This is a genomic window from Leptothoe sp. LEGE 181152 (genome assembly GCF_032906605.1).
Taxonomy (GTDB): Bacteria; Cyanobacteriota; Cyanobacteriia; order Phormidesmidales; family Phormidesmidaceae; genus Leptothoe; species Leptothoe turfae.
Genome location: NZ_JASATU010000017.1, coordinates 343,466 through 366,874, shown reverse-complemented (window position 1 = coordinate 366,874; position 23,409 = coordinate 343,466). Strand labels below are relative to the sequence as shown.

Below are 23,409 nucleotides of genomic sequence, written 5' to 3'. Positions count from 1 at the left end.
GAGAACCAATGCAAGCTGTTGAAACGAAGTACACAGATTATTCTGCCTGGGATCCGAAACAGTATTTGCAAGAATACTATTCTGGAATTATGCCTGACGAACAATACTGTTTGGAGTTTTTGGTAGAGTCTTTAAAGCGAATCGAGTCTGTCCCAGTTGCATTAGATTTTGGCAGTGGACCTATTATTTCCCATATTTTACCTTTGGTAACTAAGGCCCACGAGATTCATGTTTCTGAATATGTTGAGTCCAATTTAATTGAACTAAAGAAATGGTTTTCTGGAGATCCAACAGCCTACGATTGGCAGCTTTTCACTCAAAAGGTATTACAGCTTGAAGGCCATCAATTGCCTGAACCTCTAGAGGTTCAGCAAAGAGAGCTAGACGCACGTCAAAAAGTTACCCTAATTACCCCGGGTGATGTCAGAGAACCTAATCCTTTAGGGGAAAGCAAACGCACGTTTTATCCATTGGTGACAGCCCATTATTGTGCAGAAGGTATTAGCCTCAATAAAGACGAGTGGCGTACCTATATGCGTAATATTATGGGCATGGTGCAACCTGGTGGCACATTGATCACCTCAGCCTGTGGTTCTGGTAACTATTATCGAGTTGGTGACAACTGTTTCCCATCTACGGAACTGAATCCCCAAGATGTACTGAGCTGTTTTTTAGACAATGGGTTTGTCAATCTTGACATTCGTGTTAGAGATTTACCTGAATATTCAGAACAGGGATTTTTCTATACCATCTTTGCTTGTGGTGTTAAATCTTCTTAAATCTGAGTTTTAACAAAAACAAACCTGACAACTTTAAACTCTTAAGTCGTCTCAATGAGCCACTTGTTTCATGAAAAAGTGATGATATAGCCATCTATGGCCTGTGGTTAGCCATTTTTTTCCTGGGCACTCTAGCGGATATAGCTGAATCGAGTCTTTTCCAATAACCTTACAGAAGTTGGTAAAGTACATCGTCATCTATTTCCCTACAGTGTTGAACCCAAAACCTATGGCTATGGACAGAAAACACAGTCAAATGCCCCATGGGACGCCGTTAAGCCTTGTGCTTGTCGTCCCATTCGTTTTGCAAATTTTTTCAGCTGTAGGGTTAGTGGGATATCTGTCCTTCAGAAATAGTCAAAAGGCTGTTAATAGCTTGGTTTTACGTCTTAGTAATGAAATTAGTGGCCGGGTTGATCAGCATTTAGACAGTTACCTATCTCGTCCCCATGAACTGGGTGCCATAACCGTCGATGAGTTACAAACTGGAGTCCTTGATATCAAAAATTTTGAGCTGACCGGTCGTAACCTATGGCAAAGGGCACAAACCTATCCAGATATCAATTTTATTGGGTATTACCTGGAGTCAGGAGAAGGGGTGGGAGCTGGACGCTGGCTAGCAGGTCAAGGTGTCACTATCGTCGAACATTCATTAGCAGATGGGAAAGACTATACCTATGGCACCGATGCTCAAGGAAATCGTACCAATGTATTAGATGCTACTGAATATTACGCTCCTGAAGACCAGTGGTATCTCGATGCTGTCAATGCAGGGCAACCAACATGGAGCAGTATTTATAATGCAGAAGGATTCGAAGACTATGTTGCTGCATCTGCTTCGTTCCCCCTTTATGACACTGAAGGTCAGCTTTTTGGGGCATTGAGTATTGATCTGCTCCTGAGTGATATTAGTAATTTTCTGAAAAAACTAGATATCAGCCCCAATGGCAAAGCCTTTTTGATGGAACGGGATGGTCTGCTGATAGGTAATTCTAGTGAAGCCAAAACTTACAGTGTAGTCGATGGAGAACCCCAGCGCCTGAGTGCCCTAGAAAGTTCTGATTCAATTATTCGAGCAACCGCTCAATATCTGGAAGCGGAATTTAATGGCTTTGAAAATATCCAGAATGGCCAGCAACTAGAATTTCGAACAGACGGCAGCCGACAGTTCGTCCAGGTGTCTCCCTGGCAAGATGATTATGGGTTGGATTGGCTGGTGGTGGTTGCCATCCCAGAGTCTGACTTTATGGCAGCAATTAATGCCAACACCCGTAATACGGTCATGCTATGTGTTGCAGCCCTGGTGATTGCAACTTTACTAGGATTTCTGACGTCTCGCTGGATTAGTGCGCCGATTCAGCGATTAAATTTGGCTAGTCAAGCGATCGCAACGGGAGATTTGGACCAATCGCTGCAAGTTAGGGGAATTCGCGAACTACAAGGGTTATCGTCTGCGTTTAACCAAATGGCAGAACAGTTGCAAGATGCCTTTGAAATGCTGGAAACCCGAGTTGCAGAGCGTACTGCTCAGTTAGCTGAAGCGAAGGATCTTGCAGATATGGCCAACCATGCTAAAAGCGAGTTCTTAGCGAATATGAGCCATGAGCTTAGAACACCGCTGAATGGCATTTTAGGATATGCCCAAATTCTGCAACTTCAAAAAAATCGCCCTGACAAAGACCGTAAAAGTATTCGGACTATTTCCCAATGCGCTGGTCATCTCTTAACTCTAATTAATGATGTTTTAGATATTTCTAAAATTGAGGCGCAAAAATTGGAATTAAATCCTAGCCCCTTTCATTTTCCTTCTTTTGTACAAGGAGTTGTGGAAATTTGTCGGATTCGTGCCGATCAGAAAAATTTACCCCTGATTTTTGAGCCTCTCGATACCTTGCCGCCAGGCATCGTTGCTGATGAAAAACGGTTACGGCAGGTTTTGTTAAATCTCCTTGGCAATGCAGTTAAATTTACTGACGCGGGTAGGGTCACACTGAAGGTGGAAGCGCAAGCTGATCCCCAGAATCCATTACTTACGCAGCTTCATTTTGCTGTTGAAGACACCGGTGTTGGCATTGCAACTGATAACTTTGAGAAAATTTTTGCGCCTTTTGAGCAGACAGATAACACCAAATATGTAATTGAAGGCACTGGATTAGGTCTTGCCATTAGCCAGCAAATTATTCAGCTGATGGACAGCCATATTCAGGTTAAAAGTACCTTGGGCGAAGGCAGTGTCTTTGAATTTGACGTAGTTTGTCCCCTTGCTGAGGACTGGCTTCAAAGTAACCTTGAACAGCCAGGTTTAGGTGAGCTGACGGGATATGACGGTAAAGGTAGAAAAATTTTAGTCGTCGATGATCGATGGGAAAATCGCTCTGTGATCGTCAATCTTTTAGAACCCCTTGGATTTGAAGTATTGGAAGCTCAGGATGGCCAGGATGGCATCACTAAGGCTAAATCATTTCTACCAGATTTAGTGATTACAGACTTGCTGATGCCCAACTTGGATGGCTATGGACTTCTCAAACAGCTTCATAATTTGAAAGAATTCCAATCTGTGCCTATTATTGCTTCTTCGGCACACTTATCTGGTGGAGATTTAGAAGCCAGCATTGAGACTGGATTTAGTGGCTTTTTATCAAAACCGATACAGGCACAAGAGCTTATAAATCAGCTTCAACAGCTCTTGCGCTTAGAGTGGCAATATGACTTAAAACCTGTAGAAGCTGTGTCGCCTAATCTTGGGGCTGAGATGGTTGTGCCATCCTCAGATATCCTGATGCCTCTCTATGAGGCAGCTGAAAAGGGGTATATTGCAGATATTCAAGCTGAAGTTGCTCACCTAAAGCAGCTTAGTTCAGACTATGCTCCATTTGTTGATCAGTTGTTGAAACTAGCTGATGACTTTGATGATGAAGGGATTGTCCAACTTGTGAAACCCCATATAAACTTTTAAACCATAGGATGTCCCTTTAGAGACAAACTAACTTTTGGGAAATCTAGAGTAACTAGACTCACCAGATTCAACGCTTACTTTAAATACCTCGTTAATTTTTTCTTTGGACCTCGCTAGATTATGTTGAGCTCCCAACGAAGTGAAATTTTGATTGTTGATGATATTCCAACTAATATTAAACTCCTCTATGAATTTCTTCAACAGTCTAATTACAAAGTTTCAATTGCTAAAAATGCAGAGAGTGCTTTTAAGAAATTAGAAAAAATAGTTCCAGATCTTATTCTACTGGATGTGATGATGCCAGGGCTGGATGGATTTGTAGTCTGTGAAAAACTCAAGCAGAATCCAAGGACCCGAGATATTCCAGTTATCTTTATGACAGCCCTGACCGATGAGGTCGATAAGGTTAAAGGCCTCAGCATAGGTGCCGTTGACTACATTACTAAGCCGATCCACCCTGATGAGGTGCTAGCACGGGTTAAAGTGCACCTGACATTGCGACACACACAAATGCAGTTACTCAGTGAAATTACTGAGAGAACGCAGGCCGAGAGAGAGCTACAGCGGGCCCTTGAGGAACTTAAGAAAACACAAATACAACTGGTACATAATGAAAAGATGCTGAGCTTGGGGCAACTTGTTGCAGGGGTTGCCCATGAAATCAATAATCCAGTGAATTTTATCCATGCCAATCTTCACCACGCTGAGCGCTATGTGGAAGATCTATTGAGCATTATCTCACTCTATAAGCAGCATATTCCCAACCCTCCAAAGGCAGTTGCTGACAAGATCGATGAACTGGATCTGGACTATCTTGAGCAGGATCTAATGAAGATCTTAAACTCTATGAGCCTTGGCACTAGTCGGATCTGTGACATTGTGCTTTCTCTGCGGACGTTTTCGCGACACCATGAGGCAGAGATTAAACTGGCTGATATCCATGAGGGTATCGATAGTACCCTCACCATTTTGCAAAGTCACTTGCAACGTAGCAATCACTATCCTGATATTCAGGTTGTTAAAGATTACGGAGTCTTACCTCTGGTTGAATGCTATGCAGGGCAGCTCAATCAGGTATTTATGAATTTGTTGAGTAACGCCATTGAGGCTGTGAATGAGCGTGATGCTCACCGAACTGTGGAAAATGCGATCGCAGATCCCGGCATGATTAAAATTTCGACAGCGATCCAGGATAGTCGGCTGCTGATCCGAATTATGGATAACGGTATGGGCGTGCCGGAAAATTTGCGATCGCAAATCTTCAACCCCTTCTTTACGACCAAATCCGTCGGCAAAGGTATCGGTATGGGGTTGTCCATCAGTTACACCATCGTAACTGAAACCCACAAAGGCAAACTGTGGTGTGAGCCCATTCCAAACCAGCCAGGGACCCAGTTTCTGATTGAAATTCCCATTGCCTCAACTAAATCAGTTTAGGGGATGAACGGCTCTGTGAAACTTGCCAATAGCCTGGATTGGCAAGGCTAAATCATACTCAGGAGCGGCAAGGCTGGGTTTCAGGAAACTAGAGAGGATTTTAAATTGATTTAGATTCATTGAAATTCACCTGAAAATCCACCAAAAACCCAACAAATAGATATCTATTTAGATATCTAACCGCATAGTCATATCCTGCTAACATTTGCAGGGACCTGAGCTTGGTTAACATTTCGCTTTCCTACATCAGCATCGTTTGGAGGACCTATGGGGACTTGGATTAAGGAAACTGATAAAGCCATTTATTTAATGGAGGGTGGTTACTACCGCCAGAAAATTGACAAGTCCCCACGTCAGGGTGATGTAGAGGGTGAAACCTTTTTTCGGACTAAGGTGCTCAAGGACTGGCTTAATAGTGATGATGCACCAGGGTTTTTCCTGGTATCCGTAGGGACCGGGGTCGATGAGCCGCAACCCAAGCCGCAACCCCCCGCCCCCCCGCCGATTTCCAACCCTCAACCGGTGACCCCCACCCCTGAGCCGCCGTCTAGTCAGGGTATCAAAATTACCAAAGTTCCTAACCAGGTGAAGATCTACCATCCCTATCAGCTGGCGGGCACCACCAGTGATGATTTGGTGGGTAAAACGGTGAACCTTTATGTGGACAACAACCAAAAGCCCATTGCAACAACAACGGTTAATGGGAATAACCAGTGGGCTTTTCAGTCCGTCTTTTTAGCCGTGCCTAAGCCCCAGATGCGTCGGCTTAAGGTTGTTGCAGGTGAGGCTACGGATATGGCGTCCCTAACCCTAACCCCCTACATTGAGAAACATCCAGGGGGCCAGAAGCTTGCGCTTAGTGCCAGTGTTGGGTCTGGAGGGTCAAATCGAGCCAGTGATGTCAAACTTGTCCGCGACCGTTTAGTGGCCCTGGGATATGACTTTGCGGCAGGCAACTCCATTAATAATCTGATCCAGGCTATTCAGCTGTTTCAGTCTGCGATCTCAGGCAGTACCACGCTTCGAGGTGATGGGCGAGTGGATGTCGGGGGTAAAACCCAGCAGTTTTTAGAAGCCGCGAATGCACCCAAATGGATGCGGATGCCAGGCCAGGGGGTGGGCTTTTATAACGTGGAAGTGTTAGACCAGCCAGGGGATAGCCATGACTATGGTATTGATTGGATTAGCAATGTAATTCGCTCAGCCGGTATTCACTATGAGCTGGCCTATCGTAAAAATCGTTCAGAGATTGCCCCCATGGCCGTGAATGATGTCAGTCTCCCCAAGGGAGGGCGCACGCCGGATCATTCTGGTCATCAAAGCGGCAATGCGGGGGATATCGTGCTACCCCGTAAGGGAGGACGGTTTGGCGGTACAAGATGGTCTAATGCTAACTACGATCGCAATGCAACCGAGGCCATCTTAAAGGCGTTACGAGCACAACCTTGGGTCGATAAGAGGACTCTGTATTTCAACGATCCCGCTCTGATTAGCAAAAGGCTATGCCGACGCGCAGGCGGCCATGATGATCACATTCATTTTGAGATCAATGTGCCCCCGCAGGTCTAATGTGGTTGCTAGTGAGGGCGCTAGGCGCTGACAGGTTGACCAATGTCATGTTGAAAGACGGCATGAACATCTAACAATAGCAGGGTGCGATCGCTGTCCTTATCCTTTTCAGACACAATCGCCATGTGACTAATCCAGTTTGTCTTGTGGTCAAACGGGGGTTCCAGGGATACTGGTTTGAAGAGGGTCAAGGGGAGTTCTATCAAGTCGGGTGGCTCATCCAAGGCAATGCCCCATAGCTCCTTTTGAGGGGTGCGAACAACCACTAGAAAGGGAGCATGATCAGGTGAGGCTTCAGCCGTCTTACCGACTTCTCTATGTAAATTTAAGAGTCGGACTGTGTGGGAGCCCAACTGCACTAAGCCAATGCCCACAGTTCCCCCTTGAGTAGGGGGTGGGCAGTTAACAATTTTCAGAATGGACATCATGGGCAAGGCAAACCAGTAGCCACCCACGTCAAAGGTAATAAATCGTTCTATCTCTGGTGTGTTGTTATCCATAGGGGGGAGTACAGGGGAGCGGTGGGTCTTCAAGGCGTTTGAAAACGCCCTATCGATAAAAGATGGGGCTATGCTGCGGAATGTTAGCAATTTAATGCTTAAGCGTCCGGCGTTAAGACATTGTTAATGGTTTCAATCAGCTGAGGCATCAAATAGGGCTTGGTTAAATAGTTATCGGCCCCCAAAGACTGAGCCAGGTGACGATGTTTATCCCCTGTTCGGGATGTGAGCATAATCGTTGGCACCGATGCAACGGTTGGGATTCTCTGGCGCGCTCTTAGAAAATCAAAGCCATTCATGCCTGGCATTTCTAAGTCACACAAGATAACTGTCACTGGCGTGTGCTCTAGTTTTTGTAACGCCTCATTGCCTTCTTTAGCTTGGATAACCCGATAGCCAGCCTTTTGTAATCCCTGGGCTAGGGTATTACGCACCGTAATGGAATCATCAACGATTAAGATCGATTGTTTCTCTAGAGTCGATGGTTCAGCTTGATGGTGTGGTGGTGGAGAACTTACGGTTGATGTTTGAGAAGACTGTTGTAAAACATTCACCGTTAACAGACTACCATCAATGACCAGGCTGAGACGACCATTGGGGAGAATGCTACAGCCATAGAAATACTCGGGGGTAAAGGCCATATCTCCCAGGGAGCGAATGACGAGTTCTTGTTCTCCCAAAAGATGATCGCATTCTAGACCCAAGATCTTATCTTGGTGTCGCATAATCAAAATTGGACTGGATATATCGGCTGTCTGGTCTGTTCTTTGCCAATGGCTATGGGGAAGTTTGGCGTTGTAGTTGAGGGCATCTGCAAGGGAAATGACGGGCACTAAATATTCTTTACCTTCCAACTCCCAGCTCAGCATTTTTCTCTCATTACGGGTACTTAACTGCTCAGGTTTAGGAACGAGAATTTGCTCAATGGCATCGGTCATAAAGGTATATAGTGTTTCACCTGTTTGACAGAGTAACAATCTGGCAATTGTTAAATGAGTCGGAAGCTCCAGGGTGAAACAGGTTTCTTGGTCAGGTTTATGGGTGACCGTCACCCTGCCGTGGAGGGGATATATCTGAGCCCGTACCGCATCGAGTCCAAACCCTCGCCCTGAGATGTCATTAACTTGCGCTGACGTTGAAAAACCTGGCTCAAAGATTAGTTCGCTGATTTGGTCAGATGTTAGTTGTTGAGCCTCATCTGCTGTGATCAGTTGTTGGGAGATCGCTTTTTCCCGAATGCTATCAAGGTTAAGACCGCGACCATTATCTCGCACAGTGATGCTGAGGTGGTGCCCTTCTTGTTTTGCGGATAGCGTGATTTTAGCGTCTTCTATCTTTCCCTGCTGTTTACGCTCTGATGCTTTTTCGACACCGTGGTCAAAGGCATTGCGGATCAGGTGCAAGAGGGGTTCATAAAGCTTGTCAGCGATCATCTTATCGACAAGGACATGACCACCTTCAATCAATAGCTCTACGGGTTTGCCTTGTTGAGCCACTAAGCGACCTAAAACTTGGTGAAAACGTTGAAACACATTGTCGATGGGCTGCATTCTCGCTGTGACCACAGTTTCTCGTAGAGTTTTAATTAACCGCTGCTGTTTTTCAACGGCCTGAGTGTTCTGGCGCACAAACAGTTCAATGGCTTCAGCGTTTTCTATTTGCTGCACTAAGGTGTCCAACGACGCCTGGACTTGCAGCTGAAGTTCGCTGTAGTTGTCGAATTCTAATGTATCGAACTGGTATTCAGTGCTGCGGGTGGTGGGGTGGGCGAGGGTGCTATTGCTGGCTTGGTTGAGTAATTTGGTTAACTGTTGTTGTTGCTGCTCTAGTCGGTTGAGTAGAGCCTTACTGGCGGTTGCTAATTGCTGATTGTGAAGGGCCTGCCGATTTTGCTGGGTTAATAAATCACCAATGGCATAGTTAATTTGGTCCAGGTGAGCAACGGATATTTTAAGGTTGGAGACATTTAAGGTCGGAATACTGGAGGTTTTAGGAGCCGACTTAGGAACAGGTAAGTCAGATAGTCGGGGGGCATCTGTCCTGGAGTCACTGTTGTCTAAACCAGCCCCCCCCTGCTGGGTTGTGAATAAAGCATTCTTTTCTGCGATCGCAACTGATTTTGATGTTGTCAATAGATCGTCCAATGTCCCTTTGTTGGCTGCTCTTTGCTCAGGAATAGACGGAGGTGAGTTGGGGGGGCGGCTGGGGGCGACTGGGCTCTGCGATTTAGTCGCAGTTTGATGTTTCGCTGTCGTCCCTGGAATCGGATGGTTTAAAGCATTCCACACCTGTCCTAACCAATTGTTCTTGGCGGACTTGGGGGGAGTGGCCAATTTTTTTAGCATTAAGCTGGGTTCACCGCCGCGATTGCGATCGCCGTCCAAGACAAGCTGCTGGCCAGCGCGGTAGTCGTCTAGGGCAATCTGGGCAATTTGCACCACCAGATCAGGCCGACACTCCAGTGCTTTGAGCGTGGTTTGAACAATTGCTCCAAACCCTGGCAGATTAAACGACTCGGCTAAACCACCAAAAACATCCGCCTGGGAGCGCAATAAAGACCTAAGATTTTCTGGATCTGGCGTTTCCAGGGCCACTTCTAATTGCCGGAGACGTTGCGTGATGCCTTTCTCAAAAACTGACCGGGTAATATCCACCCCCAGCTCACTCGATGTGGGTAAATAACCATCTTGTCCAAACCGACTGCCCAGATGTTTTTCCAACTTAGAGACCACATCTGCCATGCGCTCCAAAATGCTGGGCTCATCAATCTGGGCCTCTGCTATTTGGGCCGAAAGTAGCAACTGTAAGCAGCCATAGCCCTCAAAAATGAGTGATTCTATGGCAGGAGTGAGGGAGGCATTGGGACTACACAATGCCCTAAACACATTCTCTAGGGAATGGGTGGTTGTTTTAATGTGGTCTAATCCGACACTGGCGGCGGCTCCTTTCAGAGTATGGGCTATTCGCATCAATGCATAGACCTTCTGGACACCAAAATCCTGGCTGAGGGTTTGCAGCTCACCGTCCATTTGCTGAAGCAACTCGGAGGCTTCTTGCAAAAAGTAAGAGGGTACCTGCTGGGAATGCACGGAATCAGAAGTCATCATTCACTGAAAACGAGATTGTTATGGCATGTAAAAATCTGGTAGCGCCCTGGGGTTAGGTTAAACAAAGGACGCTACGATGTTCGACTGTTAGAACACTGATTCAGTGCCCGTACTGGCTTGAAGCGCCTTGGCGGTCGTTAACAGTTGATGAATGGATAAGGTTAACTGTTCTGAATTTTTCGAGGTTTGAGCAGCGGTGGTGGTGGCTTCTGTCACGGTGGCCGTCACCCCCTTAAACTCATCGGCCTGTTGGTGTGTGGCTTCGGTGATTTCCTCAATCAAGTTACTGATCTGGCCGGTAGCTTCTACAATTTCCGTCAAATTACGACGGGTGTCGGTGACCAGATTGGTGCCTTCCGCCACCTGCTGGATACCCGTTTCCATAGCGGTTGAAACCTCTGCGGTACCCACCTGAATTTCCTGCACTAGCTGTTCAATTTCGGTGGCTGCTTCAGCAGATTGTCGGGCTAGCGATCTCACTTCGTCCGCGACAACGGCAAACCCACGACCATATTCCCCTGCGCGGGTGGCTTCGATAGACGCATTCAGCGCCAGTAGCTGGGTTTGAGTGGTGAATTGACTGATCAGGCTGACCACCTTCGAGATTTTTTGGGACGACTCACTCAGCCGTTTAATGCGCTGGTTAGTATCGGCTACGGTGGAACGAATGGTCATGATGCCATCAACCGTGCGGTTCATGGCGGCATCGCCAATGCGCACGGTTTTGTTCGCCTGCTGGACAACAGCTTCCACTTGTTGGGCATCACCCACCACCCCTTCAGAAAGGCGCATGAGATCTTGAACACGCTTGAGAACCTGGGTTAGAGACTCAGTTTGCTGGGTGATGGAGACGGCGTTTAACTGGGATGTCTGCCCCACTTGATCCGCCGCTTTTTGCACCTCTAAAACAATTTCAGTCAGGGCTGTATTTTTAGCCTTGAGCTGATCTAAATATTCACCCTGCTGCAGCGCCAGGTTAAGCTGGGCACCAATGCGATGAATAAATTCCACTTCAGACTCTTGCCATTCACGGGGTCCCTGGCACTGATGAATGGCAAATAAGCCCCAAAGCACATCGCCTTTGAGTAGGGGAACGACTAAGCTAGCCCGGACCTGTAGGTTAGCCAGTAGATCGACTAAGCAATTGGGCAGATCCAGGGTTTTAACATCATTGACGACCCAGTAGCGGCCTTTTTGATAGTTTTCTGCTTGACCTTCAGCAAAACAGTGATCTTGTATCCTGGCGGCCATCGCAGACCGTACCCCTGGAGCAACGTCTTCTACAACAAACGCTCCGACACTATAGTTGGTGGCTGGATCAAATTGGTACAGCCCTACTCGATCAGCTTGAAGCATTTCACGAATGTCACGGGCCACTGTTGTCAGCGCCTGGGGTAAATCGGTGGCTTTGCGGAGACGATCGATAATAGTACTGATTAATTTTTCCTGCTGGGCTATGCGGGCCAAGCGTTTGAGGTAATCTGCTTGCTGCATTGCAGTCCCCACCTGTAAACCAATTTGTTTCAGGGCATTAATCTCTGCGTTAGTCCATGAACGGGGTTTCTCATTTTGATATGCACTCAGCACACCCCAGAGCTGACCTTTATTAAAGATGGGTACTGCCACATAGGCATTAATGCTAAATTCCTCCAGCATTTCAATCTCCAAAGGTGCATGGTCAGCGGCATAGATATTGTTAATGACTAAGCTGTCTTGGTTGCGATAAGGCCCTCCCTGGGTTTCCTGCAAATTGTGCTTTGGCCAAATTGCCTGCAGATTTTCTTCTAAGTCTGAACTGGCCTGACTTTTTGCACTTGATCCATAGAGTAGTTCGGTACTCCAGTCAGGATTGAAGCGATGGAAGGCGACGCGATCGCATACCAGCAGTTGCCGTACTGCTCGCTGTGTTACTTTCAAGATTTGCTCAGCGTCCTGGGCTTGCAAAATCTTTGGAATGATAGTGGACACTGAACGACCAATTTGAGCCGCTTTAGTCATCTGAGCCGATTGCTCTTGTAACTGGGCAACATAATTAGCCCCTTTCAGACTGACTTCCATCTGGCGGCTGATATCTTGTAAAACGTTGATATCACTCTCCAGCCAATGGCGAGGCCCACTATGTTGAAAAGCACCTAATAGCCCCCAAAGTTTACCTCCCTGTCTAATGGCGACGATCAAGAAGGATTTAACGCCAAAATGCTCTAAAGTTTGAACATGACATTCACTTAACCCAGCGGAGTAAATGTCATCTGCGAGAAACGGTTGCTCAGTGTTGCGGAATCGCCCCCCTTGATTCTCTTGAATGTAGGTATCTTCCCAGGCGCTTCCCACCAATGATGGCCACCCACCGGTACCAGATTCATAGATAAAGTCGCCGAAATAATCTGGGCGAAATTTGTAAATGCAGACGCGCTCTGCATTCAGGAGATTACGAACCTCTTGTACAGCGGTTTGATAAATGTTTTCAGCATAGGCCGTATTGCTAATTTTATTAATAATGTCGGGCAGGGCTTCCTGGTTTTTAGAGGCTTTGGCTTGATCCTCCATGAGTTCTGATTGATGCAAGCTGACCCCGACCAAGTCACCTAACTGAGTCAACAATTTGACTTCATTGGGGTCCCAGTATCGGGCACCATTATGTTGATAGGCCCCCAGCAAACCCCACAGTTTCTGTCCTTGATAAATCGCCACAATGGCACAGGCTTTAATGTCAAAGTCGGTTAGAGTCTCGACATGGCAAGGGGTGAGCGTGGGATCTTTGGCGACATGGTTGACGACAAATGGGTCAGATTGCCGAAAGATTCCTCCCTCATGCTTTTGCAGATGGCTATCTGCTAAAACAACATCACGCATCGAGGCTACTGGCCCCACTTTTGATTCAAAGACAAATTGAAAACTGTAGTCTTGACGAAACTGGCAAATAGCCACGCGATCAACATTTAGGAGTCTCCTAAGGTCTCGAGTGATGCCCCGAAAGAGGGTTTCTTGATCGGATAATTGACGGAGTTTGTCACTGACACTAGCAAGCAACTGTCGTTCAGCTTGCAGTCGTAATGGCTGAAGCTTTAAGATGAGTTCGGTGCCGACTTGATAGAGTAGGGCAATTTCAGAATCTTTCCACTGACGAGGGGCTGCACAATTTTGAACGACCAACAATCCCCATAACTGGTTTTCTAAAAAAAGAGGTAAGCCGAGACTAGCCTGCACCTGAAAGCGTTGGGCGGTTTGTGCCTGGTAGGGGGTGATAGCCTCTTCTGCAATATTACTAATGCTAATAACGGCTTGTTGCTGATAGTGTTGAGTGGTGGTTGCTCCAAAGGATAAGGGGGCAATAGTCTGTCCCAAAGCAGGTGTATAGCCGGACGTGAGTGACTCGGCAATGACAGTGCCTTGGGTTTCAGATTGAAACTGATAGATCAGGACTCGCTCTACATTAAATCGTTTACGTAATTGACTAACCGTAACCTGGTAAAGGTTTTCTAAGTCAGTGGCTTGAGCCATGGCGTTTGCGATCGCAAACGGTCGTCTACTCTGATTCTGTGAAAAGGGAATGGACTCTACTGCAAGGGTGATCTCAGTAGACTGGTCTGACGCAGTTTGACTTAGCGTCAACTCCTCAGCGGCTAGCATTAGTTCTGGAGACGAGTCCTGCTCTTCTGGAGATGGGGTATCAACGGTTGTCAGTAGCTCGTCTGAATTATTGTTAGCGATGTTATCCATGAATAATTTTAAACCTTAGTCGTGTGTAATTAATGTGTAATTTCAGTGTGTAATTTCAGCCCATAGCATCGAGTAATGCTGAGGTGAACTCCTAGGTTAGAAGAGCAGGAGCTTAGGGTATTAAGGGGGACCTTGTAGAGAGCGTTCAACAATGACATCCACATCCAATACAGTACCTCCATGGTTTGGCAAATAGCCCATGACAAAAGGCGCTATTGCCGTCGAGTCAAATTCGGTTGGCAAGTGAATTGTCTCAGGAGCCACCATTTCCACATCATCCACCTGTTCTACCGCCAGACCAACCCTGCGATCGCCAGATTCGATAACAATAACTAATGGCTTTTCTAGGGATGGAGCCTGCTGCCACAGCGGCGGTGAGCCAACTAACACATTTAGATCCGTCAGCCACAGAATGGCACCGCGCCAGTGGCATACGCCCAATAAATAAGCCGGTACCTCTGGTACAGGTAAAATCTCTACTGGCTCTAATTGCAATATCTCAATAATCGTTTCTAGGGGCAATAATGTTCCGTTCTCTCCGGAGAGTTTAAATCTCAAAAAACGTTGACGCGTATCTTCAGGAATGGGCTCCAGTCCAAGTGGATCCGACAGTGCCGCAGTCTCCTGAAGAGATGACTGTAGCTGACTGACAACAGTTGATGCCATGGCTGATGTGCTCAGGTGGATATAAGTTCTATAGTGTTGATGTTCACGCGAGGGCCTAAGTACTGATACTGAGAACAGCATCAGAATCAGAGTATTTATTGACTAATTAGCGAACATGACGGCCACTAATTAGCGAACATGACGGCCACTAAACACATTAGAAAAAAGATCAAAATTCACTTGGAGAAAGACTTTGGATGGTTTCTTCACGACTAGCACCCAAGTATTTGTTGAGTACCTTGAGGACGCGCTTTTTCTTGACCGGCTTGCTGAAGAATCCTGATGCACCAACGATTCTGGCGCGAATTCGATCGATAATACCATCATTATTAGTAACAATAATAATAGGGGTTTTTCGAAAGGTAGATATGCGTCGAATCTGAGCACATACCTCATAGCCATTGGTAAATGGCATCACCAGATCTAGAAAAATAACCTTAGGTCTAAGCTCCAATAATATAGGAATAGCGTCTAATGGTTCAGTAATATTGTCATATTCATAGCCTGCACCCCTGACAATTTCTGCCATAACTTGGCTATCTACCGGACTATCATCAACGTACACCACCCTTGATTGACTTGATGTTGTTGGGTTAGTAGCATTTGCCACCTGAGCCCAACGCTTGGATATCTGAGCTTCTCTTGAACGTTGAGAAGCTGGCAAATGATCCTGGAATAATGGGCTTTCGAAACCATAAGATATGGCTGAAAGAGCAGATGCATTTTCAGGACTTAAGAGAGCCTTGATTTTATTCAGGACACTTGTTAAATCAATTGGTTTCAGCTCATAATCGTCACAGCCTGACTCGGATACTTTACCCCATTCGGCATCTGAGGTTAGTGCCATCAGCGCCATAATCGGGATGTTCTGAGTGACGGTGGAAGCCTTCAGGATCTTAATAGTTTGCCAACCATCAATTACAGGCAGATCTGTTGCAATTAAGATCAAATCCGGCAGCTCAGTGACCGCCATTAAAATCCCTTCATCCCCTCCATCATTGGCCAGCACCACCTCATATCCGTACTGTGCAAGTTGTTGTTGTAACATCCTACACATTGGCTCATCATGTTCTACTAATAAGATTTTCCAAGTCATAAAAGAGATTCAAATGAATATGGGTGTCTGGGCTAAAAGGCTTTGAACTTATTGGACTATAGTCAACAGCGCAGAGCCAAAGTTGCTGTTGACCAATGCCAAATCACAATAACCGTTTGACGTGAACCAAAGAGGCTATTGCTGCGACCCTCCATCCATTTGACTAATCAAGCTTTCCTGGGTGGAAATAGATTGAAAAAAATAGACCAGTTGCATAGATACACTCAGTTTCGACAACGAAATAATTTTTCTATTCGTTCTTATGGTTATAAAGATGTTCAGGAATAGGAAAAATTACTGGGGCGTTTTTTCATTAAATTGTTGATGTTCACTGGAATTAATCAGCATATATAGGGATTGATTGGCCCAATTATGCGTTAGACCAGAGCGCTACTGACCAAGACTGGATATAACCAATTACAAAATTCATATATGTGAGGTGGTTATCTAATTTTGTTTAAATATAATTTAAATTATTCTGAATGATTTGGAGTGGATGTAGGTAGTCGCTAATCGCGACCATTATTTACTGACTACACCGAGAATTCAACTCGTCAGGATATGGATTTTTAGGTATCAGACCTTACAGACGTGTTTATCCGATTTCGGCTTATGGATCCTCAGCGTACCGCCTTGCTTCTCATTGGTTTTCAAAACGACTATTTTGCTCCGGATGGAATTTTGCACGGAGTGATTGATGCATCAGCTAAGGCTGTCAAGACAGTTGAAAATGTGACCAGGCTATTGTATTCCTTAGAAAATACCGCTGTTTTATTAATTTCTACCCCCATCTGCTTTACCCCAAACTATGAGGAGTTGATGGAACCCGTGGGTATCCTAAAGACAATTAAGGATATGAGAGCTTTTCAAGAAGGCTCTAAGGGCTTTGAAAGTATTCAGGCACTACTACCGTTTAAGGATAAAATTTTAGAGGTTCCTGGCAAGCGTGGATTTAATGCGTTTATCAATACTGATCTAGACGGAATCCTGCGAAAGAATAATATTGTTCACCTTGTTTTAGCGGGTGCTGTAACGTCTATTTGTATTGACTCTACTGGTCGCTCAGCCCATGAAAAAGGCTACCATGTCTCTATTCTTAAAGACTGTACATCAGCACGCACAACCTTTGAGCAAGACTTTTATTGCGAAAATATATTTCCTTTATATAGCGATACCATCACGTCTTCAGAGTTTTTGGAAAAGCTAGCCGTTGAATCGTTATGCTAGAGCCTGAAAAAGTCAACGAACTCTACACCCAAATTCAGTATCGCTTAATTGAAAAGGTTACAGAGTCAGAGCGACGTTATCGTACTCTAGTCGAAAATTTACGGGAGATCGTGTTCGAATGTGACTATTCGGGGGTACTGACATTTATTAATCGAGCCTGGACCGAAACGTTAGGGTATGCGTTTGGAGATGTTGTCGGTAAGTCCCTGGATCAGTTTATCAATGAGGATGACATTCATAAATGGCAAACAGCATTACAAATGCAAATCGACTGCTATTTAGAGCTGCGGTTTTATGCTGACAATGGCTCTCTATTGTGGTTAGAGCTTGCCATGCGGTTTGAGGATAGTAATAGCCTCTCAGGTGCACTGATTAATATCACTGAGCGTAAACAGGCTGAGACTTTTTTAAGACAGGCAAATGAGCAGCTCGAAGATAGAGTCAGACAGCGTACATTGGAATTGATAAGCGCCAATCAGAAATTGCAGCATACGATACGGCAGTTGCAGTATGCCCAGGGACAGCTTGTGCATAAAGAAAAAATGTCTAGCCTGGGCCGGTTGGTAGCTGGCGTAGCCCATGAGATTAATAATCCCGTGAGTTTTGTACATTGTAATCTTGAGCCAGCCCAAGCCTATGCCCAGGAACTATTGAGTTTGCTTGGACTCTATCAGCAGCACTATCCTCAACCTGCTGAGGGTATCCAATCCATGCTTGATGATTGTGATATTGAGTTTATTAAAGGAGATTTTCCCAAGTTACTAAGCTCTATGGAGTCAGGCACAGAGCGCATCAGAAAAATTGTCGATTCCCTACGAGGCTTTTCTCGCGTAGATGAAGCATTAATGACAAAAGTAGATATCCACAAGGGCATCGATGATACGTTATTGATTTTAAACCATCGCTTTAAGGGAAAAAACAGTGAAGAGAAAGGGATTCAGTTAATTAAAAGCTATGGTGAACTGCCATTGATTGATGGTTTTCCGGATCAGCTTAATCAGGTGTTTATGAATCTGTTGAGTAATGCCATTGATGCCCTATTAGCTGTTGAGAAAAATGATGCTAGCGTATTAGGTAACACGTTGCTAAATTCTGTGCCTGTGTTGACAATTTGTACTCACGCACAGAATGGTTTTGTTAATGTTGAAATTTCTGATAACGGGCCTGGTATTTCTGAGGATATTATCTCCCGGGTGTTTGAGCCATTTTTTACAACTAAGCCGGTTGGAAAAGGAACTGGGCTGGGGTTATCGATTAGTCATCAAATTATTGTTGAAAACCATCATGGGCAAATAAGCTGTAGCTCTGATATTGGCCAGGGAACAACATTTAAAATCCAGATGCCGATAAACGATGCGGGCGTTGCGGATGCTCGATAGGGTTTAATTTATAGCCGTTACTGATCCTCTCAAGGATCAGTAACGGCATTTGTGGCAGTTCCCGGTTGGGATGAATACAGCTTGGTGGTGTCAGTGATTGGTGAGTGGGGGTAATGTTTAACGCTATGTCACTAAAGCTAGATCCAGATACGCCAGACTAAATAGCCGATGCTCAAACACGTAAAGAACAGGCTGGGTGTTAGCCAGGTGGCAGCAACTACAGAATAATGTTGAATTTGGTGACAGCCGCTGTGGAGGGTTAAAAGTGTGTGGTGCAGAGCGATACAAAGCAGCAGCAACCACAGCCAAGGGATACCAATGGCCACAGGACTGATCAAGATAAAGATACCCATGGGCAATAACGTGGCACCAGCGATAAACGTGTCGTCGGACCAACTGCCGTGGCGTCGTAGACAAAGACGGGAAACGGCCAACATCATAATTAAACTTAAAAAAGCGGCAGAACCCGAGAGCCAGAATGCGCCCAGGGCAATATTGCTGCTGGTTGCGCCTGAGGCAAACGGCAGCATGTAGCCGCCTAAGGTAAAGCTGCTCAGGGCCAGGGTGGCGAGTAAACAGCCGACGCGCAAAGCCTGGCGTTGATTAAGATGGCTATAAATGGCAGGCAACTCTTCTGCTGGGTTGCTCAGTAGGCCGAATAGTAATCGATTGAGCTGCCCCAGTAGGCCCCATCGCTTAGCGACAATTCTGCGGGAAGGGGTGCTGAGTTTAAAGCGCCGCTGTTTGCGGAGAGCGTGGATGCGATCGCAACTCCGATGATAGCCTTCCAAATCTCCCTGGGCTTGGTAATACATGGAGGCAGTTTGAAAGTCAGTGGTGGCCTCGTCCCATTCCTGGATATCTTCATAGGCCACTGCCCGTTGAAAATAGGCTTGGGGATCATCGGGTTCAAGGACAATGGCTTCGGTAAAGGCAGCGATCGAGCTCTCCGTATAGCCCAGACGATAGCGCGCCAAACCAAGGTAGTAATACGTCTGGGGTAATGTATCTGAAAACTGTAGTAGCCGCTGACAGTCTGCCAGTACCCCAGCATCATCTTCTAAAATGTAGCGCACCTGAGCCCGTCGTAAATAGGCCTCAGCTAAGTTTGGCTGTAGCTCAATGGCTTGGTCAAAATCTGCCAATGCTGCTTTATAACGCCTTGCTAAGGTTTGCTGAATACCCCGCAGGTAGAAATCATGGGCTGTTTGGGGTCGAGTGCCATCATATTCAGTGGTGCCTGTGCAGTCATAGCGCTGTCGCCGCACCTGGTCCGTCAACACTTCATAGGCCTCATGCAGGGCTCGAAACTTTTCCAGGGCTCTTGGATCGTTTGGGTTTAAGTCGGGGTGATAGCGTCGTGCTAATCGTCGAAACGCCGCTTTGATTTCTGTTTGAGTGGCATCGGGCGATACCTGTAACCGGGCGTAATAGTCGTCAGGAATGGCCATAGACAACCAAACAAGTGGGATATGGATGGGGTGATGATGTAGGAGATGTCCTTATTGTAATCATTTAGTCAGGTGAATCGTAACTCACGACGCAATACTCCCTACCAACGACGCACCGTCCCATCCGATGATAGACCCTCTCTGTAGGTCCCTAAGGATGTCATGGGTGACCCTACAGATATGTCTGGTTCTTACAGCTCGACAGAATCGCAAACGGATTTCGAAACAACACGGGGGATTCATATTCTGCCTCAATTGTCATGGACCCTGTCTAGATCAGTGACCGTCAAACTTAATACTTTTTAGTCTGTAAATCACAAATTTGAACTTGTAATTACAAGTCTTGAAAATAGGGAATATGGAGTATTTTTTCAATTTAGACTGTCATATTTTCGACAATTTTTAGATTTTTTCTAGAAGTCGTATTCAGTTTCTGGTGCATCATAAAATCTGAAACTTTTATTAAGATCTTCTCTATAACTCTCTATAAAAGGACATTAGCCTTCTAAAATTTCTAGGGATGTTTAATTTGAATCCAGGGTATCTAATCTAAATATTTTCAAGGTCTTCAGAAGCCTGGATTGTTAACCTACACAGTTGAAACATCCTCTAATAGTTAAATTTCAATCAGCAATCTATGGCATTCAAAACATGTAGTGACAACTGTAGAGATAAAGACAGAGGCTTAATAATGTGCCCTTTATCGTGCAGCTAACGTCGAAATCTGATGATGCGCTGCTGCTTTTAAGAACATCATCATTGTTGATCGAAATTTATGAATTTTTTCTTAGGGCACATAGCTATGTGCTCTAAGCATTGGAGTAGTACTACTTATGACCCATCAAGAACCTGGTGCTCAAGGGCAAGAACCCTTGAGCACACCGAGGTCGCATCGAAGTCGTCGTCAGCCTGGCGACCGCAACGTCACTGGCTATGGCTTTGATTTCCATCCGGAGGTATTTCTAGTTTCCGCTGGTCTCATTGTGTTGTTTGTGCTGGTGACCCTACTCTTTCGCGAGCCTGCCGAGACTGTTTTTGGAGACATTCAAACCTTTATTGCGGAGGCGATGGGCTGGTTTTTAATCTTGTCCGTCAGCATTTATCTAGGGGTGGCTATTCTTCTCGCCTTTAGTAAATTTGGCAGAATTCGTTTGGGCGGCCAAAACGCTAAACCTGAGTTTCCCACCTTTGCCTGGATTGCCATGTTAATCAGTGCGGGTATGGGAATTGGCCTGATGTTTTGGAGCGTGGCCGAGCCCATCTACCACTTCCAGGATCCGCCCGCGCTCATTGGTGCCATTGAACCCTTGTCTCAAGATGCGGCCCAACAGGCCCTGGGGATTACCTTTTTTCACTGGGGTCTGCATGCCTGGGGTATCTATGCCATTGTGGGGTTGTCCTTGGGCTTTTTTGCTTATAACTGGGGGCTACCTTTAACCATTCGTTCCGTGTTTTATCCCATTTTGGGTGATCGTATTTACGGATGGGGTGGCAACGTCATTGATATTCTGGCCGTCGCTTCTACTCTTTTTGGATTAGCGACCTCCCTAGGCTTTGGTGTCCAACAGGTTAATGCAGGCTTTAACTTCCTGGTGGGTCTACCCATCAACACGCCCATCCAGATTGGTTTAATTGCCATTATTACGGGGTTTGCCACAGCGTCAGTTGTTTCTGGTTTAGACTCCGGTGTGCGCCGCTTGAGTGAACTCAATATGATTTTGGCGGCCATCTTTATGGCCTTTGTGTTGTTGGTGGGTCCCACCTTGTTTATTTTTGGTTCCTTTGTTCAGGTTGTTGGCTACTATGCGGCCTCCTTGCCCACCCTCAGCTTTTGGACGGAAACCTTTGAGGGAACAGCCTGGCAGAATAGTTGGACCGTATTCTACTGGGGATGGTGGATTTCCTGGTCTCCTTTTGTGGGTATTTTTATCGCCCGTGTTTCTAAAGGACGTACGGTGCGTGAATTTATCTTAGGTGTGTTGCTGCTGCCGACAACACTGACATTTCTGTGGATGTCGGTATTTGGTGGAACAGCCGTGTCAATGGAGTTGGGTGAACTATCGGGTACCATCAGCAATGCAGTTAATGAAAATGTGGCCACTGCTTTATTTGTCATGTTGCAACAGCTGCCCCTAACGGCAATCACGTCCTTTGTGGGGATTTTGTTGGTGGTGGTTTTCTTTGTGACCTCGTCGGATTCTGGTTCTTTAGTCGTGGATAGTTTGACGTCTGGTGGAAAGTTAGATTCCCCTGTACCGCAACGGGTGTTTTGGGCGGTAATAGAAGGTGTTGTTGCTGCGGTGCTGTTGTTAGGAGGTGGTCTACAGGCGTTGCAAACGGCATCCATTGCCACGGGTTTACCATTTGCGATTGTGTTGTTGGTGATGTGTTTCAGCTTGTATAGGGGGCTAAGTCAGGAGTTGGCGATGATTGAGGGAAAAGAGTTGCAGATGGCTAAAGAAAAAGAGTTGCAGATGGCTGAAGGAGTTGTTGAGGAAGCGGTTTAGGAGGTGTTGGTTTGAAGTGAGGGGCTCAGGGCTTTCCTCCCTTTCGGAGGAAAGCCCTGAGCTATCCCATAGCCCCAGCGAAGTAGATTGCCCCCCCAGCCAACAATGAACCGAACATATCTGCGACTGGACCAGTGAATTATATTCCCAATAAAGTTAATTGATTTCAATCCATTAAAAACTAGGGTCTTTTTTTCCGGTAGGATGTCTGGAGTAACCCCTGGAAATGACTTTACACTCTATGGTTCCAAGTGAGCCAGGTGCAGCCAAACAACCACTGCACATGGTTATTTCAGAGCAGTTAAAAGAAAAAATTGAAGCGGGTCAATATGAGCCGGGGCAACGGTTGCCCAGTGAATTTGATCTTGGAGAACTCTTTGGCGTTAGCCGTACTACGATCCGCAAAGCCATCTTAAACCTGATTCAGCAAGGTCTGGTTAGAAGTCAGCGGGGTAAAGGTAGTTTTGTCAGCGGTCATCACAAGATCAACATTTCTATCTCTAACCCCATGACCCATTTCGATATTGCTTTTCGGGAACAGGGTTATGAGGGACGAATCCAATCGTTAAAATTTCAGCTAACCCAGGCATCTGCTGAACTAGCACACACCCTCGCCGTTGCTCAAGGAACCCATGTGTATGAGCAAGAGAAAATCATTTACGCTGACGATAGTCCCATTGCTCTAGAAATTGACTATTTCCTTGAGACAATTGGTGCATCCCTGGCAGACCAGTTGCAGCAAGGGTTTACGTACAGCACATTAAAGGCTAACGGCGTTAATCTCAGTACTGGTAAAGTGACGTTGGGGACTGTACCTGCCACCTATGAGTTGACCAAGCACTTAAATATCCCGTTAGGCATGCCGTTGCTAGTTCTTGATTTTGTTGTTTTTTCAGATAACCTGCAGCCGGTTGTGTGTGGCAAGGTGCTGTCGCATTCTAACTGGCTTTGTTACACATCTGAGATCACAGATCTCAATTTTGGGGATTTGAGGCACACTGGGTTGTAGGTATAG

14 protein-coding genes are annotated in these 23,409 nt (G+C 46.0%); 8 read left to right on the top strand and 6 right to left on the bottom strand.

Annotated elements, in window-relative coordinates:
- The first annotated feature begins 8 nt into the window (after positions 1 to 8).
- The 4 genes from gntF (at position 9) to QGP82_RS09795 (ending at position 6,741) form a co-directional block, all read left to right on the top strand.
- Positions 9 to 779 carry a guanitoxin biosynthesis pre-guanitoxin forming N-methyltransferase GntF gene (gene gntF / locus QGP82_RS09810; RefSeq protein ID WP_499058712.1) on the top strand — a complete coding sequence of 257 codons (771 nt, stop codon included), beginning with the start codon at positions 9 to 11 and terminating at the stop codon, positions 777 to 779.
- Positions 780 to 1,008: 229 nt separating this feature from the next.
- Positions 1,009 to 3,735, top strand: a complete 2,727-nt coding sequence (locus QGP82_RS09805; protein ID WP_499058710.1) for an ATP-binding protein — start codon at positions 1,009 to 1,011, stop codon at positions 3,733 to 3,735.
- 120 nt (positions 3,736 to 3,855) lie between these two features.
- On the top strand, positions 3,856 to 5,172 hold the full coding sequence (locus QGP82_RS09800) for a hybrid sensor histidine kinase/response regulator (protein WP_499058708.1): 1,317 nt from the start codon (positions 3,856 to 3,858) through the stop codon (positions 5,170 to 5,172).
- Positions 5,173 to 5,439: 267 nt separating this feature from the next.
- Complete coding sequence (locus QGP82_RS09795; protein WP_499058706.1) at positions 5,440 to 6,741, top strand: M74 family metallopeptidase; 1,302 nt, start codon at positions 5,440 to 5,442, stop codon at positions 6,739 to 6,741.
- Positions 6,742 to 6,761: 20 nt separating this feature from the next.
- Here the strand turns inward: QGP82_RS09795 and QGP82_RS09790 are convergent, their stop codons facing one another.
- From QGP82_RS09790 to QGP82_RS09770, 5 genes are all read right to left on the bottom strand, one after another.
- Entirely contained in the window at positions 6,762 to 7,241 is a 480-nt protein-coding gene (locus tag QGP82_RS09790; RefSeq protein ID WP_499058704.1) for a chemotaxis protein CheW, read from the bottom strand.
- A gap of 98 nt (positions 7,242 to 7,339) precedes the next feature.
- Positions 7,340 to 10,348, bottom strand: coding sequence for a hybrid sensor histidine kinase/response regulator (locus QGP82_RS09785; protein ID WP_499058701.1), 3,009 nt, complete (start codon positions 10,346 to 10,348; stop codon positions 7,340 to 7,342).
- 87 nt (positions 10,349 to 10,435) lie between these two features.
- Entirely contained in the window at positions 10,436 to 14,068 is a 3,633-nt protein-coding gene (locus tag QGP82_RS09780; RefSeq protein ID WP_499058699.1) for a GAF domain-containing protein, read from the bottom strand.
- Positions 14,069 to 14,188: 120 nt separating this feature from the next.
- Complete coding sequence (locus tag QGP82_RS09775; protein ID WP_499058697.1) at positions 14,189 to 14,734, bottom strand: chemotaxis protein CheW; 546 nt, start codon at positions 14,732 to 14,734, stop codon at positions 14,189 to 14,191.
- A 169-nt stretch (positions 14,735 to 14,903) separates the two neighbouring features.
- The gene (locus QGP82_RS09770) at positions 14,904 to 15,830 is read right to left on the bottom strand and encodes a response regulator transcription factor (protein WP_499058694.1); all 927 of its coding nucleotides are present in this window, start codon (positions 15,828 to 15,830) and stop codon (positions 14,904 to 14,906) included.
- A gap of 612 nt (positions 15,831 to 16,442) precedes the next feature.
- Between QGP82_RS09770 and QGP82_RS09765 the strand changes: the two genes are divergently transcribed.
- Entirely contained in the window at positions 16,443 to 17,057 is a 615-nt protein-coding gene (locus QGP82_RS09765) for a cysteine hydrolase family protein (RefSeq protein WP_499058692.1), read from the top strand.
- On the top strand, positions 17,051 to 18,436 hold the full coding sequence (locus QGP82_RS09760; protein WP_499058690.1) for a sensor histidine kinase: 1,386 nt from the start codon (positions 17,051 to 17,053) through the stop codon (positions 18,434 to 18,436). The genes QGP82_RS09765 and QGP82_RS09760 overlap by 7 nt, the downstream gene beginning before the upstream one ends.
- 137 nt (positions 18,437 to 18,573) lie before the next feature.
- Here the strand turns inward: QGP82_RS09760 and QGP82_RS09755 are convergent, their stop codons facing one another.
- Positions 18,574 to 19,887: a J domain-containing protein gene (locus QGP82_RS09755; RefSeq protein ID WP_163702654.1), complete on the bottom strand. Its 1,314-nt coding sequence runs from the start codon at positions 19,885 to 19,887 to the stop codon at positions 18,574 to 18,576.
- A gap of 833 nt (positions 19,888 to 20,720) precedes the next feature.
- On the opposite strand from QGP82_RS09755, the gene QGP82_RS09750 reads away from it, so the two are divergent.
- Together QGP82_RS09750 and QGP82_RS09745 are read left to right on the top strand one after the other, a co-directional pair.
- A complete protein-coding gene (locus QGP82_RS09750; RefSeq protein WP_499058688.1) occupies positions 20,721 to 22,394 on the top strand; it encodes a BCCT family transporter in 1,674 nt (557 codons plus the stop codon).
- A gap of 241 nt (positions 22,395 to 22,635) precedes the next feature.
- A complete protein-coding gene (locus QGP82_RS09745; RefSeq protein ID WP_250564959.1) occupies positions 22,636 to 23,403 on the top strand; it encodes a GntR family transcriptional regulator in 768 nt (255 codons plus the stop codon).
- Positions 23,404 to 23,409: the final 6 nt, after the last annotated feature.